At 59.5% G+C, this 17,117-nt stretch carries 14 protein-coding genes and 3 pseudogenes; 5 read left to right on the top strand and 12 right to left on the bottom strand.

Translation table 11 applies throughout. The annotated features are described in order from the left end of the window. Positions 1-109 precede the first annotated feature (109 nt). The 7 genes and pseudogenes from FVF58_RS46625 to cyoA form a co-directional block, all read right to left on the bottom strand. Positions 110-490: pseudogene (locus FVF58_RS46625) on the bottom strand (IS6 family transposase); the annotation flags it as partial. A 14-nt stretch (positions 491-504) separates the two neighbouring features. Then, positions 505-792, bottom strand: coding sequence for a hypothetical protein (locus FVF58_RS52065; RefSeq protein ID WP_188131172.1), 288 nt, complete (start codon positions 790-792; stop codon positions 505-507). Positions 793-885: 93 nt separating this feature from the next. Further along, on the bottom strand, positions 886-1,266 hold the full coding sequence (locus tag FVF58_RS46620; RefSeq protein WP_149676309.1) for a winged helix-turn-helix transcriptional regulator: 381 nt from the start codon (positions 1,264-1,266) through the stop codon (positions 886-888). Positions 1,267-1,457: 191 nt separating this feature from the next. Then, the gene (cyoD, locus tag FVF58_RS46615; RefSeq protein WP_149676308.1) at positions 1,458-1,841 is read right to left on the bottom strand and encodes a cytochrome o ubiquinol oxidase subunit IV; all 384 of its coding nucleotides are present in this window, start codon (positions 1,839-1,841) and stop codon (positions 1,458-1,460) included. Continuing rightward, positions 1,838-2,455, bottom strand: coding sequence for a cytochrome o ubiquinol oxidase subunit III (gene cyoC, locus FVF58_RS46610; RefSeq protein WP_149676307.1), 618 nt, complete (start codon positions 2,453-2,455; stop codon positions 1,838-1,840). Before cyoC ends, cyoD begins: the two co-directional genes overlap by 4 nt. 2 nt (positions 2,456-2,457) lie before the next feature. Continuing rightward, complete coding sequence (gene cyoB, locus FVF58_RS46605; RefSeq protein WP_149676306.1) at positions 2,458-4,434, bottom strand: cytochrome o ubiquinol oxidase subunit I; 1,977 nt, start codon at positions 4,432-4,434, stop codon at positions 2,458-2,460. A 5-nt stretch (positions 4,435-4,439) separates the two neighbouring features. Further along, entirely contained in the window at positions 4,440-5,441 is a 1,002-nt protein-coding gene (gene cyoA / locus FVF58_RS46600; protein WP_149676305.1) for a ubiquinol oxidase subunit II, read from the bottom strand. 205 nt (positions 5,442-5,646) lie between these two features. Between cyoA and FVF58_RS46595 the strand changes: the two genes are divergently transcribed. After that, the gene (locus FVF58_RS46595; protein ID WP_149676304.1) at positions 5,647-7,041 is read left to right on the top strand and encodes an aminotransferase-like domain-containing protein; all 1,395 of its coding nucleotides are present in this window, start codon (positions 5,647-5,649) and stop codon (positions 7,039-7,041) included. A 329-nt stretch (positions 7,042-7,370) separates the two neighbouring features. Here the strand turns inward: FVF58_RS46595 and FVF58_RS46590 are convergent, their stop codons facing one another. The 3 genes and pseudogenes from FVF58_RS46590 to FVF58_RS46580 form a co-directional block, all read right to left on the bottom strand. After that, positions 7,371-7,589, bottom strand: a complete 219-nt coding sequence (locus FVF58_RS46590) for a DUF1289 domain-containing protein (RefSeq protein WP_149676303.1) — start codon at positions 7,587-7,589, stop codon at positions 7,371-7,373. A gap of 3 nt (positions 7,590-7,592) precedes the next feature. Further along, a pseudogene (locus FVF58_RS46585) lies at positions 7,593-8,282 on the bottom strand (cation diffusion facilitator family transporter); the annotation flags it as partial. Then, positions 8,282-8,671 (bottom strand): annotated as a pseudogene (locus FVF58_RS46580) (IS110 family transposase); the annotation flags it as partial. The pseudogenes FVF58_RS46585 and FVF58_RS46580, both read right to left, overlap by 1 nt. A 247-nt stretch (positions 8,672-8,918) precedes the next feature. On the opposite strand from FVF58_RS46580, the gene FVF58_RS46575 reads away from it, so the two are divergent. The 4 genes from FVF58_RS46575 (at position 8,919) to FVF58_RS46560 (ending at position 14,341) form a co-directional block, all read left to right on the top strand. Further along, positions 8,919-9,299 carry a response regulator transcription factor gene (locus FVF58_RS46575; protein WP_149676302.1) on the top strand — a complete coding sequence of 127 codons (381 nt, stop codon included), beginning with the start codon at positions 8,919-8,921 and terminating at the stop codon, positions 9,297-9,299. A gap of 1,131 nt (positions 9,300-10,430) precedes the next feature. After that, positions 10,431-11,816: a spinster family MFS transporter gene (locus FVF58_RS46570; RefSeq protein WP_149676301.1), complete on the top strand. Its 1,386-nt coding sequence runs from the start codon at positions 10,431-10,433 to the stop codon at positions 11,814-11,816. Between the two features lie 186 nt (positions 11,817-12,002). After that, positions 12,003-12,719 (top strand): GntR family transcriptional regulator, encoded by a 717-nt coding sequence (locus tag FVF58_RS46565; protein WP_246217527.1) that lies wholly within the window; start codon positions 12,003-12,005, stop codon positions 12,717-12,719. A 461-nt stretch (positions 12,720-13,180) separates the two neighbouring features. After that, complete coding sequence (locus FVF58_RS46560) at positions 13,181-14,341, top strand: porin (protein WP_149676299.1); 1,161 nt, start codon at positions 13,181-13,183, stop codon at positions 14,339-14,341. Positions 14,342-14,983: 642 nt separating this feature from the next. On the opposite strand, the gene FVF58_RS46555 is transcribed toward FVF58_RS46560, so the two are convergent. Then, positions 14,984-16,309: a 3-hydroxyacyl-CoA dehydrogenase gene (locus tag FVF58_RS46555; protein WP_149676298.1), complete on the bottom strand. Its 1,326-nt coding sequence runs from the start codon at positions 16,307-16,309 to the stop codon at positions 14,984-14,986. Positions 16,310-16,316: 7 nt separating this feature from the next. Beyond that, the gene (locus tag FVF58_RS46550; protein ID WP_149676297.1) at positions 16,317-17,099 is read right to left on the bottom strand and encodes a crotonase/enoyl-CoA hydratase family protein; all 783 of its coding nucleotides are present in this window, start codon (positions 17,097-17,099) and stop codon (positions 16,317-16,319) included. Positions 17,100-17,117 lie beyond the last annotated feature (18 nt).

The raw sequence follows: 17,117 nt of genomic DNA, 5'->3' as shown, positions 1-17,117 counted from the left end.
TACGTTGTCAGAGCCGCTCTTGATTCAGGCTCCTAGATTCACCGGGTGACACCGGTGGTTCACTCCTTCAATGCGGCGAGAAGGGCGAACAACTTCTGTAAGCGACTTCGTGTCGCACCTCAATCAGGTTATTCAGGTACTTCGAGGATCGCAATTTCGTTCGCCTGGGTAGCGACCCGTCGGTCTTCATCTCGCGGACCGCCCGATGAGATGCCGAGTAGCCGTCCAGCGTGATCGTCTCAGGAGCGCGTCCCTGAGTCCTGATTGCCTTCGCGAAGAACGCCCTTGCTGCCGCCACGTCCCGCCTGGCGCTGAGGCAAAAATCGATCGTCTTTCCCGCCCGGTCAACGGCGCGGTAGAGATAGGCCCATTTGCCGCGAATCTTCACGTAGGTCTCGTCGACCCGCCACGACCGACCGGCTGTCGTGGCCAACCGATTCCAGCGTTTGACGCACTCCGGCGTGTAGCGCTTCACCCAACTTAACGGTGTCCGAGTGTCCTGAGTTACAGGGTCAACTCCAGTACGTTGAACAACCATTCGAGATCTTTCAGCTTACTCATTGGCTCATGGTCGTCAAAAGCTCGAGAGTAACAGACCGACGCGCCGGAATTGCACCACAACCGTCCGGATGCATGGCTGCAATCAAGACCTTTAAACCATCGCAACGTGAAGCTTGGCAATCCGGGGGCGTCCATGCATGACAGTGCCCCAGGAATGCCTGATGCTCCGACCAGCTTGCCGCCAGGATAGCAGTCCCGCGCACAACGGTCGGGCTGGACAATGTTCTTCATAAGCGCGCATGGCGCACGCTTCCCCGTGCCTCAAACGTCCTATGCAACCACGCTTCCAGACGCGCGGCGCTGTCAGGTCTGATGGAAAGCCAGTCACAGATCAATATTTGAATCAAACCGTTGCATACTCGCTTCGATGGACTCGAGAGAGCACTCGGCCCATTTCTTCAACTCAACCAGGATTGGCAACGCCGAGCGAGCTAAAACGCTCAACGTATATTCGACGCGTGGCAGACGTTCGTCATAAACTTTTCTCTGGACGAGACCATCCCTTTCCATTGCTCTCAAAGTTTGTGTGAGCATCCTGTCCGACACACCCTGTATCCGACGTCTGATCTCAACGAAGCGTAATGGTTTGTCGCGTAGCGCGACCATCGCGAGGATCGTCCACTTCTGACCGAGTCTGGCGAGTACGTCACGTGAGGGACAAATCTTCGAAAATGCGTTTGGCGGAATATGAGGGTTTTGCAGCATAGCTTGTCTCGCACTTCAAACGATAGCCGAGGCCAGATATCGACTGGCGATGGCTCGGCATAGTCCGGCTCTTTTGGGACTATAGAGCCCGCGTTGGTTGTGACAGCGATCCCGGCGTTAGTCAGGAAGAATCTCATGGAAGGAGGGGAAGGGCGGCTGTGTCACGCAGCGCCCCTCAAAGGTGAGCATGCTTAGTCGCGAGACATCGCTCTTTCAACTGACATATGTGATGGCATCATGTTCTGATTGGCGTTATGCATGACCCACAGGGACAATCCGACGATGATCGCAATCAGAAATCCGGTACACACGAAAATGCCGGTGTTGGTTCTCTGGTCTCGAGATGCACCGATGTGCAAGAAGAAGATCAATTGCACCACCAACTGCGTCACGCAAAGCACGACGATCGTTGCAAGACCGAAACCGTGTGGAACGACACCGGTCATCACGGTGCCAAACGATGCCAGCGTCAACACCAGTGACAACACGATTCCGATCAGATAGCCCCTGAGACTGCCGTGCGACGACGCGTGAAAGGCCTCATGCGTCGTTGATGGGTGAGACGTCTTTTTCATACAAACTCGCGCAAATAGACAAAGGTGAACACGCAGACCCAGATCAGATCGAGGAAATGCCAGAAGAGGCTCAGGCAAGCAAGTCGGCGGCGCGTGACGCCGGTCAAACCGAACTTGTAGACCTGATGCATCATGATCGCGATCCACAGCAGGCCGCATGTGACGTGCAAGCCGTGCGTGCCGACCAGAACGAAATACGACGACATGAATGCGCTGACCTGCGGACCTGCGCCATCGCTTATCAGCTTCGCGAATTCGACCAGTTCCATCGCGACAAAGCCCGCGCCAAGCGCGAAGGTGACCGCGAGCCAGCCGATGATCTGTGCGTGCCGGCGAAGCTGCATACCGAGCATTGCGAGACCGAACGTGAAGCTGCTGGCCAGAAGCAGCAGGGTTTCGCCAAGTACATAAGGCACTTCGAACAAGTGGTTGCCGGTCGGGCCGCCCGCAGTGGCGTAGGCCAGCACGCCGAATGTCGCGAACAGGGTGGCGAAGATCAGGCAGTCGCTCATCAGATAGATCCAGAACCCGAGCGTCGTTTTCGATCCATCGTCATGCGAATGGTGGTGCCCATCATGGCGTGGATGGGCTTGCGTCGTTGCAACGGTCGTCATGGTCAGGCTGCCTCTTTCAGCTGTGTGTAGCGTGCATTTTCGATTCGGGCGACTTCAGCCGCCGGCACGTAGTAGTCGACGTCCTGGTCGTAGGACCGGACGATGAAGGTGCCGATCATCCCGAGGAGGCCGAGCGCCGCAAACAACCACATATGCCATGTCAGCGCGAAGCACAAAAGAAAACTGAAAGCCCCGATGATCACACCTGCGCCAGTGTTGCGCGGCATGTGAATGTCCTCGTATTTACCCGACTGCACATAGGCCTTGCCAGCTTCCTTGTTGTCCCAATGTTGCTCGAGCGACGTGATCACTGGTACGTGAGCAAAGTTGTAAAACGGGGCGGGCGACGCCGTCGACCATTCGAGGCTGCGTCCATTCCACGGATCGCCGGTCAGATCGCGGTTGGCTTCACGGTCGCGGATGCTGACCGCGAACTGAACGATCATCGCCACAATGCCTGCTGCAATGAACACGGCGCCAATCAGTGCCACGACCAGCCATTTATGCCATTCTGGCACCGCGTAGTGGTTCATGCGACGGGTCATGCCTTCGAAGCCGAGGATGTAGAGCGGCGTGAAGGCCAGCCAGTAGCCGATCAGCCAGCACCAGAAAGAGACCTTGCCCCAGAATTCGTTGAGCGTGAAGCCGAAGACTTTCGGGAACCAGAAGCTGATCCCGGCCAGACAGCCGAACACCACACCGCCGATGATCACGTTATGAAAGTGCGCGACGAGGAAAAGACTGTTGTGCAACACGAAGTCCGCACCCGGCACGGCCAGCAAAACGCCAGTCATGCCGCCCACTGCGAAGGTGATCATGAAGCCGATCGTCCAGAGCGTGGACGTGTGGTAGCGAATCCGCCCTCGGAACATCGTGAAGAGCCAATTGAACAGTTTCACGCCGGTCGGAATCGAGATGATCGACGTCATGATGCCGAAGAATGCATTTACATTGGCGCCCGAGCCCATCGTGAAGAAGTGGTGGAGCCAGACGAAGAACGACAGAATGCCGATAGACGCCGTCGCATACACCATCGACTTATAGCCGAACAACGGCTTGCCGGAGAACGTCGAGATGATTTCGGAGAAAGCGCCGAAGCAAGGCAGGATCAGGATGTACACCTCAGGGTGCCCCCACACCCAGATGAGGTTGATGTACATCATTGCGTTGCCGCCCAGCTCGTTCGTGAAGAAGTGCATGCCGAGATAGCGATCGGCGGCGAGGAGCGTGAGCGTGCCCGTCAAGACCGGAAACACCGCGACGATCAGGATATTGGTGATCAGCCCGGTCCACACGAAGACGGGCATCCTCATCAGGTTCAAGCCCGGCGCACGCATCCGCAGGATCGTCACGATGAAGTTGATGCCGGTGAGTGTCGTACCCAGCCCCGATATCTGCAGCGACCAGATGTAATAGTCCATACCGACCGTGGGACTATATCCGAGCTCTGATAGCGGCGGATACGCAACCCAGCCAGTGGCCGCGAAATCGCCAACGAACATCGAGATCATCACGAGCACCGCGCCCACTGCCGACAGCCAGAAGCTCAACGAATTGACGAATGGAAAGGCGACGTCGCGCGCACCGATCTGCAGCGGAATGACGACGTTCATCAGTCCGAGAATGAGCGGGGTCGCTACGAAGAAGATCATGATCACGCCATGGGCCGTGAAGATCTGATCGTAGTGGTGGGGCGGCAGATAGCCGGCCGCGTCGTTGTATGCGATGGCCTGTTGCGTGCGCATCATGATGGCATCGGCAAAGCCGCGCAGAAGCATGACCAGCGCAAGCAGGATGTACATCACACCGATCCGCTTGTGGTCGACTGAGGTAATCCACTCACGCCATAGGTAAGTCCACTTGCCCGCGAACGTCAGTGCAGCAAGCAGTGCGATGCCAAGCACGGCGACTACGGCGAGGGTGCCCATGATGATGGGCTCGTGATACGGAATAGCGTCGAGGGTAAGTTTTCCAAACATGGTGACTACTCCATAGCCTGATGGGCAGGCGATTTGGCTCCGGTGCGTTCAGCGGAGGGCGTGGTATTGCCGGTCGCGCAGATCGGGGCGCGAGCCGCCGTGTGCATGTACTGATCGACTACGTCGTCGAAAAGACGCGGCGCGACGTGCGCATACAACGTCACCGGATCCTTCTGACTGGGTTTTGCCAGCGCTTCGTAAGTCGCCTTGTCGAGCGACACCGGCGAGAGCTTGGCGCGGGCGATCCATGCATCGAAGTCAGCGCGACGGGTGGCCACGGTGTCGAAGTGCATGTCCGAAAAGCCGGGTCCGCTAAACGCCGAGGAACGCCCGGCGTAGACGCCAGGGCTGTTGGCAATGAGGTTCAACTGCGTGCGCATGCCCGACATGGCGTAGATCTGGCTGCCGAGTTGCGGAATGAAGAAAGAGTTCATCAGCGATTCGGCGGTCAGGTCGAACGAGATCGGCGTGTCGACGGGAATCGCGAGTTGATTGACCGAGGCCACACCGTAATCTGGATAGATGAACAGCCACTTCCAGTTCAGCGCGACGACTTCGACGCGGACCGGCTTGCTCTGCGACTCGATCGGTTGGGATGGGTCGAGGCTGTGCGTGGTGCGCCAGATCACGAGGGCAAGGATGGCCACGATGACGCAGGGAATCGCCCAGACGATCACTTCGATCGCAGTGGAATGGGCCCATTTGGGCGCGTAGGTCGCGTGTCTATTCGACTCGCGATAGCGCCATGCGAAGTACAAGGTCAACAGAATGACGGGAACGACGACCAGCAGCATCAAACCGAGCGCAAGCAGGATCAGATGCTTCTCCTGCATGCCGATATCTCCCTTGGGATCGAGCAATGCGGTGCTGCATCCGCCAAGTAGCCCGGATGCGCCCAGCAGGACGGTGCAATTAGCCGCACCAATCAAGCCCCTGGTTTCGCGCGGCCGGATGAACGCAATAGACCGCGCGGCGTTTCCTTTTCCAAACAAATTCCGATTTCGCATGTGATGTGCCCTGGTTGGCGGCGACGCCATCCATACATGCATCCGGCCGAGCGATCTGGCGCGCGAGGCGGTGAACCCGCCCGGCGCGCTCTACCATTTGGTGCTTCCGCGCTTCCCTACAATCAGCGCAGTGTATGGACCTACGTCCCGTGCCCGGATCGTAGTGTGAGACAATATCCATACAAGTGCGACAGATTGACGCCAAATGAGCTCCATACATGATCCATACAAGGAGGCCGTCTGGGCTTCCGGTTTTACCCATGGCGACGGTCCGCGATATCTGCAGATCGTCAAGTTTCTCGAACGCGCGATTGCTGACGGGTCGTTACGCGCCGGCGATCGGCTCCCCGCACAACGCCAGCTGGCGGAGTTGCTGAAGATCGACCTGACGACCGTCACGCGCGGTTTCACGGAAGCGCGCCGACGCCAGTTGATCGAGGCGCGCGGCACGCTCGGCACGTTCGTCGCGGCGCCGAAGGTGGAGTTGACGCAAAGCGTCGATCTGAGCATGAACATTCCGCCGCCACCCGCCGATGTCGATATGGAGGCGTTGTTGCGTGAGGGGATGTCGCAGATCCTGATGCGCGCTGACGCCGACCTGCTGATGACGTACCACCTCAGCGGCGGCAGCATTGCGGACCGCAAGGCTGGCGCGCGATGGCTGAAACCGATGCTCGGAAAGATTGAAATGGAGCGCGTGGTCGCGTGCCCGGGTGCGCAATCCGCGCTGGCTGCGTTGATTCTGGCGCTAACCGGACCGGGTGATGTCATCTTGATGGAGCCGCTTGGGTATCCTGGTATGCCGATGGCAACGGAGCAACTAGGGCGGCGGATTGAAGCCGTCGCTGTCGACGAGTACGGAATGCGCCCGGACTCACTGGAACGCGCCTGCGCAGAACACAACGCACGGGCCATCTATCTGAACCCGACGCTTCAGAATCCGACGGCCCAGACCATGCCGGAGAAACGACGGCTGGAGATCGCCCGAATAGCCGCACGCCTGAATGTGAAAGTGATCGAAGATGACCCATATTGGCTGCTCGCCGACAATGCGCCGCCACCTTTGGCACGCCTGGTTCCGGAGCAGGTGTTCTATGTGTCGACCCTGTCGAAGTGCCTGTCGCCAGGGCTGCGCACGGCCTTTGTGACTTTTCCGGACCTGCAAAGCGAGCACTCGTTCCTTTCCGCGCTACGGACATTCTCTTCAACATCGATGTTGACGACCACGCTGGCTACGCAATGGATTCATGATGGCTCGGCGGCTTTGCTACTGGCCGGTGTGCAGGCAGAGTCGCGCGTACGCCAGCGTATGGCGACCGGAACTTTGTCAGGTGCGGCTGGTGGAACTCTGAATCACGGCATCCATGTCTGGCTGACGCTGCCAAGTTACTGGCGGCCCTTGAATCTGTGCGCTGCTGCGCGTAAGGAGGGGCTGCTTGTTGCGCCGTCGACTGCATTTCATCGGGGGCATAACCCGCCAAATGCGATCCGTATTTCACTCGGCCGCGGTAGGAGTCGCGACGAGCTGGATGCGGCGCTGCGGAAGCTTTCCAAATTACTTGCGCAAAAACCGTCGGTTCACGATGAAGTGATCGTGTAGAGATTGATGACGGCCCTCTTCAGCTATTGGTGCGTCCACGATGAGAAAGCGGAATCTAAAGGACGTGTTGCCGTATCGAAGTAGGCCGCTGGACGCTGGCAGCAACGACTGTCGAGTCGAATCGTCTCAAGGTTCCACAAGGAGGGGCGGTCAAAGACGCAGTGTGGCTATCGGCCGCCAGAGCCAGTATGCAGACTTGTTACCCTCCCGCCGGAAGTGACCGGTGAAAAGCCGGAAAGCACGTGCCAATGAGCGGGTGCGCTTCTATCGCGCTGGGTGTTACAGAAACAAGTCGTCAGAATGAAGCGGCGGCGCCGCTCCGCATCGATTCAGATGTCCTGCGTTCGGGGTTGTTCGGACGATAACACTGAAGAATCGCGCTGCAGCCTGGCCTGTCGCCGCGCCCGGTCGTTAATCACCTGATGGCGCCGGTGGTCGGTCATCTTCTTCCACGCCCGAATTTCGTCGAGCGTCCGAAAACAGCCGATACAAAGCTTGGTCTTGCCATCGAAGGCAAACACATCGATGCACGGCGACTTGACTACCATGATTCAGGCCGCTGCGTGTGAACGTTGTACTTCAACGGTGACCTGCGACAGCCCCTTGAAGCGCCTGAGCACTTCGTGATAGAAGCGGGAGTCGCGCTGCGACTCACTCGTCGCCACGGACACCACGGCACTCATATGACCAGGACCCACCCGCCACACGTGCAGGTCGACAACCTTGTCGCCACGGTCCTCAATGGCGTGCCGGACATTCTCGGCCATGCGTCGGTCGGGATTCATGTCGAGCAGAATCGCACCGGTGTCGCGCATCAAGCCGTACGACCAGTTCGCAATCACGAGTGCCCCGATGACACCCGCCAGCGGGTCCATCCACAGCCAGCCAAACGCGCGCGCCAGCAACAGGCCGAAGATAGCCAGCGCGGAGACCGCCGCATCCGCCATCACGTGGATGTACGCCGACCGGATGCTATGGTCGCGGGTCGCTGCTGCATGCGCGTCGTCGTGGTGCTCATGTTCTTCGAATTCGACTTCGTGTTCGCCGTCCGGCATCCGCACGATGACTTTGAAGGCGTGCGGCTCAGGAATGTCTTCCTTCGATTCCAGATAGCCGCCACGGTCCGCCAACACGAATATCTGCTGCGTCCCATCGGGTCGCAGCGTCGTAACGGACACCGCTGAAGCGTGCAGTCGCGAACTCTCCGTCGCTGGTGTAATCCGGAAAACGGGGGGAACCCCAGTCGAAGCGAGCGCAGCGTATGCGGCATCGAACGGGCGGCCTCGGCAATGATGGCGGCATCGCGGGCGTCGGTCTTGGCTTCGCCCGCATGCAGATCGGCAATGCGGCGCATGGCCAGACCCGGCAGATAGGCGACCAGAACGCCTTCGTCTCGCGCGACAGCCACGGGCAGCGCGCCGATCGTGGCGGGCTGATCGACGACGAACAGGAGTTGGCCATGTGCCTTGAGCTCGGTGATAAGGGCGCGCAGCTTGGCCTCATCGTTAGGCAGCGCTTTGTTGTACAGACGCTTTCCAGTCCGATCAAGGGCAACGGCGTGATGGTGGCCTTTGCCTACGTCGACGCCAACGAATACATCGACGGAGCTATGTTGTTGGTTTTCTTGCATCGAGGTTTTTGCAGATTGAGCGGGTTGGCCTGCAACATCGGTGGCAAGTCTCGGCATCCACGTTACGGACGGCCTCAAGATAATCCGGCCGAGCCCCTATTAGCGATCACCAGCCACCCACCAGACCCGGTGACAACACCCCCCGGATCATGGAAGCGACTGGGGGCGAGAATCATGCCGGGCCCGGCTGGCCAAATCCCCGATTATCAGGGAGTGAAGATAGTAACGGGGGCGATCGCGTCGTCATATGGCCACTCTCAATCAAATCGTCGCTGTGGTCGATGATGACGAATCAGTTTGCCGCGCCGTCAAGCGTTTGCTGCGTTCCGTCCGGATAAAGGCGGAGACTTTTTCCAGTGGCGAAGAATTTTTAGGCACGCTTTCGTCGACAGCGTCGTATCTGCCCGCGTGCGTCGTCCTCGACTTTCAGATGCCCGGGATCAACGGGCTGGAGCTACAGCGTCGCCTTGCCCCGACCGGCGTGCCCGTCATCTGCATCACGGGGCACAACGATCCGGCCGTTCGCGAGAAAGCTCTTGCGTCAGGCGCTGCAGCCTGTCTGCGGAAACCATTCAACAACGCCACCTTAGTCAAAGCCGTGGAAATAGCGCTAGGCGCCGCGCCATAGTGCGTTATCTTGAGTAGTAGGCGAACGGTCCGTTGCATAATCTCCGGCCGTCCACGGAAATACTCATACGCGCGGATCGAAGATGTAATCGCGTGCAGTTTCATGCTGATGTGGAACCAGTCGAGGATTTTCGGCGCTACGCGTGGCACTACAGACGTTACTAGCGAGCGCATCCCGCGAGCACCGTCGGTAACAGGTCGACCATCGTTGATGGAACCCACCGACACTGATCAAGCGCTTCCGCAATGAGAACTCGAGTCAGGCTTGGGCGCTGCAACGCAGACACAAATCGCCGAGCTACCTTGCCGTCGCGTTCGACTCGACCTGCTACGACTTCGAACTTGCGCGCTTCTTACAATGAGTTCGCGGGCAGCACCGTTGCGTCGATTGCGATCCTGAGGTGGCTCACTCTGTCTCGCTTGCTTCGTCCAGCTAGCCAACCGATCCGGAATTGTTCGCTTTCGACGTATTCGCCGCAGTCGACAGTATCTTTGCGGACTGTGGTGTGGGAGAGCCTCGGCAATGCTGTCAGATCGGCGACGGCGCGGGCAGCCTCACGATAAGAGACTGAATTACCGTGCTTCGCGCACAATTAAGTAACTTCGGGCGTACGGCGCGTTGGGAGGAGCGGTTCAACTGAGCACTCTGAAAACCGTAAGTCGATGGAGTCTCCGTTGTCGTCGAACGGCTCAGATGTGCATAAGCAAGAAATCACTCGCGGGACCTTGCCGCGATGCCGAGGCCCGCTACATGACTATCAACGCCTTCCTGCAGTATTGCACGATGACAAGCCGCGTTCATCAGATGTCTGGGCGCGCGCGAGTGCATGCGTGTGCCGCATCCAGTGCGGACTCGCGCGCCGGAGCTTTCCTGCAAGCGGCGGGCGATCGGCTTCGATCAGTTCAGCCGCGTGCCGGAAAAACCGTCGCATCACGTGCCACCGGTATGGCTAGGTGAAAACGATGACGCATCGAAAGCCATGTGGCTATTGCGCAGCCCATATTTATGCCGCACAATCGCCAAAAAATCCCACAGAACCTTTAGTGGCATACATAAAGGTCGATAAAGAACGGGCCTGCGTGGGTTGACCAGCGGAATACTCGGAGTCGTGGATACGTGGAGACATCCCATATGAAAGAATTAGCCGCCCAGAACGTGGGCGCGAGATCGAGCAGCAACTGGTATCGCGGATGGTTTTTGCTGCTGCTGGTGCTGATCTATGCGTCAAGCTTCGTCGATCGCATCATCGTTGCGGTCGTTGGTCAGGCCGTGAAGATCGACATGAGCCTCAGCGATTTTCAGGTCGGCCTGCTGGGCGGCCTCGCATTTTCGGTCTTCTATTCGGTGCTCGGCCTGCCGATTGCGCGTCTAGCCGACAAATTCAACCGCGTCGTGCTGATCTCGATCTCGATCGTCGCCTGGTCGGCGATGACCGCGCTGTGCGGCACGGCTGGCAGCTTTTGGCAACTGATGCTATATCGCCTCGGCGTGGGTGTCGGCGAAGCCGGCAGCACGCCGACCTCGCACTCGCTGATCGCCGACGAGTTCGGTCCGCGCCGCCGGGCCAGCGCGCTCGCGATCTATGCGCTGGGCCCACCGATCGGCGTGCTGGCCGGCGCGTTCGGCGGCGGCTGGCTCGTGCAGCATCTGGGCTGGCGTCCGGTGTTCTATGTGGTCGGCCTGCCGGGTCTTGTGTTTGGCCTGCTGGCATGGCTTACGCTGCGTGAGCCCCGGCGCGGCGGCGCGGATGGTGCCGCAGCCAGCACCAGCGCCAGTGCTCCGCCTCTGAGCGAAGTGTTCAAACTGCTGACCTCGAGCCGCGCCTTCGTGCAGATGCTGCTCGGTACGGTGATCGGTGCGTTTGGCCAGTACGGTATCAACCTGTTCATCCCGATGTATTTCATCCGCGTCTACAACATGAGCTTTGCTCAGGCCGGCCTGATTTTCGGTCTGGTGCTGGGCGTGGGCGGCATCATCGGCAATACGCTCGGCGGCGTGTCGGCTGACTGGGCCAGCGCGAAGGATCGCCAATGGTATGCGCGGATCCCGGCGCTCGGCACTGGACTCGGTTTCCCGCTACTGGCGCTCGCTTTTCTCGCGGATCAGTGGCAGGTGAGCGTGGCGCTGCTGTTCATCGGCACGATACTGCTGAACACGTGGAACGGTCCAACCTTCGCGGTGGTGCAGAGCATTGTCGAGCCGCGCATGCGGGCTACCGCGTCGGCCATCGTGTTCCTGCTGATGAACCTGATCGGTCAGGGCCTCGGTACGCCAGTGGTGGGTTTCCTCAGCGATCGATTCGCATCGCAACTGTTCACCCAAGGTAACTTCCAGGCGGTGTGTACCGCGCCGAAGGGTCCGCATGGTGCCGCGGCGATGTTGCCGGGTCCGTTTGCATCGGCTTGCCATGACGCTTCGGCCAATGGTGTGCGCTATGCCATGCTCACGGTGAGCGTGGTGCTGATCTGGTCGGCCTTCCATTACTTCCGTGCGGCGCGGCATCTGAAGAACCACTAAGAAGCCCTGTTTGGCGACTATTTCCGACGGCGCCGTGTGCAAACACGGCGCCGTTTTTCACTGGGCTAATCTGGCGTTGGATATCTGGTATACCGATGCGGTATCATAGGGATGCATACCGCTGTGATATTTCCCTATTAACCTTTTAATGTTTGTCATTCTCGTTCGATGAGCCAGGTCCCGAAAATGAGCAGGTCGGCGGAAATCAAGGCGCTTCTCGAAGCGGAAATTGAGCGTGGTGAGCTTGTGCCGGGCGCAACGCTCGACGAGCGGGCGCTGGCGGCACGCTTCAATGTCTCACGCACGCCGATCCGCGAGGCGCTTCAGCAGCTTGCCGCCCAGCGGTATGTACAGATCGTGCCGCGGCAGGGTGTGTTCGTGAGCAAGATGTCGGTGCCGCAATTGCGCGACGTGCTCGAACTGCTCAGCGAGCTCGAGGTGGTATCGGCCCGCCTCGCTGCGCGGCGCATGAACGACAAGCAACGCGCGGCCCTGCAAAAGGCGATCGACGAAGGCGTAGCTGCTTTGGAGGAAAACGATGCACGCGGTTTTGCCCGCGCCAATGTGGCATTCCACGAAGTGATCTGCAGTGCCTGCCATAACGATTATCTGGCCGATCAGATTCGTTCCATCCGCCGCCTGATCTCGCGTTACCGGCCCAAGCCGTTCCTCGCGCCGAGTCGACGCGAAAAGGCCATCGCGGATCACCAGAAGCTCGCGCAAGCCTTGCTGTCCGGCGATGAAAGCGCGGCCGAAGCCGCCATGGCCGAGCACTCCCCGGGCGGCGACGCGGGCTTTTCGGAGTTCCTCGCGACGCTGCCGACCGAATACTTCGCCAGCGCGCCTGCGCCCGGCCGGGAAGTCGATTCTTCGTCGATGGAACCGCTCTACGAGGACGATTGACAGACTGCGCACCTGCTCGCGGCGTTCCGAATCACATACCCCGTGCCCCTGGTTAGAGCCGATGCTCCCAGGGGCTTTTTTTTGGGGTGGGTAGGCTGATTGGCTGGCGCGACGCAATAGGTATACATACAAGGCGTTGTGCGCATGCATCGCCATACTGCGCGATCGTGTCGCCCGCACGTCCTTTTCCCGGCCAACATCCTTCTGATTGCGAGGCATATGCCTGCTCTGGCAAGCCTCCGCAGCAGATGACGCCCGTTTACATGCCGGCATCAAGGAAAACCATAACCCGCTTTCTTATTGTATTTATTGCGCCCATCTCAGGTATGCGAAACAATGCTATAAATATTCCAAATCGTGTTTCTGGGATATGCACGGTCGTAAACATGGATCGACGCGCAGATTGCGACGCTACCGGCAGATTTTTGTTCAATCAGAAGTTGAGAGGCGTGGAGACGGAGATGAAGAAGAAAGTAATGGTGGGCGCGATTGCGGCGCTCGCTTCGGTCGGTGCCTGTGCACAGAGCAGCGTCTCGCTGTACGGGATTATCGACAATGGCTTGACCTACGTGAACAACGTAAAAGGCAGCTCCCAGTTCAAGCTCGATGACGGTATCAACCAGGCTTCGCGGTGGGGCCTGCATGGCACCGAAGATATGGGTGGCGGTTTGAAGGCGATCTTCACGCTCGAAAACGGTTTCTCGCTGAATACCGGTACCGCTACTCACGGTGGCGCCCTGTTTGGTCGCCGCGCCTTTGTCGGTCTGTCTAGCGACAAGTTCGGTACCCTGATTGCCGGTTATGACTACGACTTCATCTACGATTACATTTCGTACTACGCGAACGTTGCCCAGTTCGCGCCGTCGTATGCGTTCCACGGTGCGTATGACGTCGACCGCCTGGCGGGTGAGCCGGTCAGCAATATGGTGCGTTATGAAACGCCGGTCTGGCATGGCTTCGGTGCTGGCCTGATGTATGGTTTCAGCAATACACCGGGTCGTCTCGGCGGTACGTTTAACGGTTCAGCGAGCGTGTTCAGTGCTGGCCTGAGGTACAGCCCGTCCGGTACGTTCAACGCGCCGTATTCGGTGGCCGCAAGCTTTACCCGCACGCAAGGTGGTGCCGTCGGTGCAACTGGCGGACCGGGCGCAGGTACGATGGCGCAATACGCGCTGCAGGCCGATGCGATTTACACGGCAGCGTTGGCTGGTCAGGTGCATCTCGGTGATCGTTTCGCCTTGAACGGTGTGTACACGTACACGAGTGCGAATAGCCGGACGCTTGGCACCGTGGTGTCAAGCGGCTATGAAGCAGGCGTGACCTACCAGGCTTCGCCGTTTGTGACGTTGGGTGCTGGTTTTACCTATATGGATCAGCGTCAGCTCGGCAAATTCAATCTGTATAGCTTCGGTGCCGACTATCGCCTGTCTAAGCGTACGGACGTGTATGCTTTTGGTACCCTGCAGCATGCATTTGCAGGTCGCCAATTTGCTGACAACTTCCTGATTTCGACGCCGATGTCGTACGGCGCCACCGTCGGTACGAATGCAATTTATGGAAATGGCCGTTCGAGCACGGCCAACCAGCTCGCTGTGCAGGTCGGTATCCGTCACACGTTCTGAGCCGTCAAGAAAAACCAGTGTCGGCATGCACCGGGTTTCCCGGCATGCCGTGCCTCAGGCGCCACGCTTACGCGTGGCGTTTTTTTCGTCCTGAGTTGATGCTCACGTGATGAATGTGGCCGCGCATTCGATTCGCGGCGAGGCCTAAATGGTTTCACCAACCCGGCCGCCGCAGAACACGCAAGGATGTAGAGACCGGCGTCAATGGCGCCTAGTCGCAGTCGATGATCACCACTGCGAAAGCGCAGCCTGTCTGCGGTAAGCCATGAGATTTTCGAGTTGCTCCGTTGTCTTGGCGGGCAACGCGGCGGTCAATGCTGCCATCACGCTCTTGCTTGATGGACTTTGAGCATTGCAGCAACGCGTTCGCGTAACTGATCTGGATCTCGCCCGGCAAGCAGGATCACCCCGGGTTGACTGGTTGTGCGCATGGGAGAGACTTCGCGGCGACAGAATTCCATCGTGCTGGATTACGGACTATCCGTGGGCAGAATGCCTTAAAAGGTACGCTGACGGGCAATGATGCAGTGACAATTGTTGCCATCAAAGAACAAAGGCCAGACGCTCATCCACGTGAGGTCCGGCGTTTGTATTCGAGTCATGCTGCCGCGTGAAGCGGGCAGGATGCTCTAATGGGGGTGATCAGAGATCGGCAAACTTGCCGTTGCTGGCCGCGAGCTTTTCGAGCAGCGGCGCCGGCTTCCACCAGTAGCCATATTCTTCGTACAGGCGCTTGATGTCGTGATACACGTTGGCGAGGCCGATCTGGTCGGCGTAGTACATCGGGCCGCCGCGCTTGGCCGGGAAGCCGTAGCCGGTCGCGTACACGACGTCGATATCACTCGCGCGCAGCGCGATACCCTGTTCGAGCAGCTTCGCGCCTTCGTTGATCATGCCGTACATGCAGCGCTTGATGATCTCTTCCGGGGAGATCTGACGGCGCGCGATGCCCATGCGTGCCGATTCCTCGACGATGTACTGCTCGATTTCCGGATCGCGATGCGGCGTGCGGTCGCCCGCTTCATAGCGGTACCAGCCCTTGCCGCTCTTCTGACCGAGGCGGCCCATGTCGACCAGCTTCATGATCAGGTCGTTCCAGCGGCGGTCGTTCGGACGCGTGGCCATCTGCGCCTTGCGCGTCTGGTAACCGACGTCGTTACCCGCCATGTCGTGCACCGCGAAAATACCCATCGCGTAGCCGAAATCCTTGAGCGCGGCATCGACTTCGTGCGGCAGTGCGCCGTCTTCGACGAGGAAGTGGGCTTCGCGGTTGTAGTTGCGGAACAGTGCATTGCCGATGAAACCCGGGTACACGAGCGAGTACACCGACACCTTGCCCATGCGGCGGCCGAGTTCCATCAGCGTGACGACTGCTTCGTCGGAGGTTTTGTCGGCACGCACGACCTCGAGCAGGCGCATCACGTGCGCCGGGCTGAAGAAGTGTGCGCCCACCACGTCCTGCGGGCGCTTCGTGACAGCGGCGATCTCGTTGATGTCGAGACCCGACGTGTTGGTCGCGAGGATCGCGCCAGCCTTCGCATGCTGATCGAGTTCGCGGAAGATGCCTTGCTTGAGGCCGAGGTCTTCGAACACGGCTTCGATGACCATGTCGGCGTCGTTGACGTCGGCGATCGCGGTCGAGCCCGTGATCAGCGCGAGGCGCGCATCGCGCGTGGATTCGTCCAACTTGCCGCGCCTGATGCTCTGGTTGTAGTTGTCGCGGATGCGTGCGAGGCCACGCTGCAGGCCTTCCTCGTTGGCGTCGATCAGCGTGACCGGGATGCCGGCCGCAACGAGCGCCATCGCGATGCCGCCGCCCATCGTGCCTGCGCCGATCACGGCTGCGCGCTCGATATCGCGCGGCTTTACGCCGGCAACAACGGGGATTTGCGCGGCGGCCTTTTCGGCGGCCTTCACATGGGCCAGTGCCGCGGATTCCTGTTGTGTGAGTTCTGTGGGTGCGTTCATCCTTGCATTACTCCGGCTTGGCGAGTTTGGCGTTTCCGTCCACGAAATTCTGCAGACGTGCGGCGGTTTCGGGCGAGCGCATCATGTTCGAGCTCATGTACTCCAGGAACAGGCCGTCCTCGTGCGAGAGATCGTTGACGCGCGGCAGCAGGTTGGTGATGCGCCAGTTGGTGTCGGGCACGTTCTGCGCGATCCTTGCTGCGATTTCCTTCGCCTTCTCAAGCGCGCCGCCTTCGGGCGTCACGTAGGTGATGATGTGCTCGCGCTGACCTTCTTCTGCGTTCAGCAGGCGGCCGGTCAACATCATGTCGGCCATCACGGTGTAGCCGACCACGCGCTGGATGCGCACGGTACCGCCGCCACCGACGAAGATACCGCGCTGGCCTTCAGGCAGGCCGAAGAAGCAGGTCTTGTCGCCGACGCGAACGTGCGCTGCGGTCGCCAGTTCCAGCCCCCCGCCCACCACGGCGCCGTGCAGCGCCGCGACGAACGGGATCGGGCCGCGCGCGATCATGTCGAACACTTCGTGCCAGGAGTGGCGGCGGCGCTTCTTCGGAGGCGCCGTCTGACCGGTCGCACGGGACAGCGCCTCGCGCAGGTCGAGGCCGGCCGAGAAGTTGCCGCCATGGCCGTAGATCACGCCGCACATGGCTTCGTCGCTGGCGCGGTTGACCGCGTCGCGCAATTGCGAAATCACGTCTTCGTTGATCGCGTTGCGCTTTTCGGGACGATTCAGGCCGATCAACGCCACTGCGCCGTCGAGTTCATAGGTAACCAGAGTTTCGCTCATACGGCGCTCCATTGGATG

It is taken from the genome of Paraburkholderia panacisoli, assembly GCF_008369935.1.
GTDB lineage: Bacteria > Pseudomonadota > Gammaproteobacteria > Burkholderiales > Burkholderiaceae > Paraburkholderia > Paraburkholderia panacisoli.
Note: the sequence above shows the minus strand (reverse complement) of the source record. Positions and strands in the feature narration are given on the sequence as shown.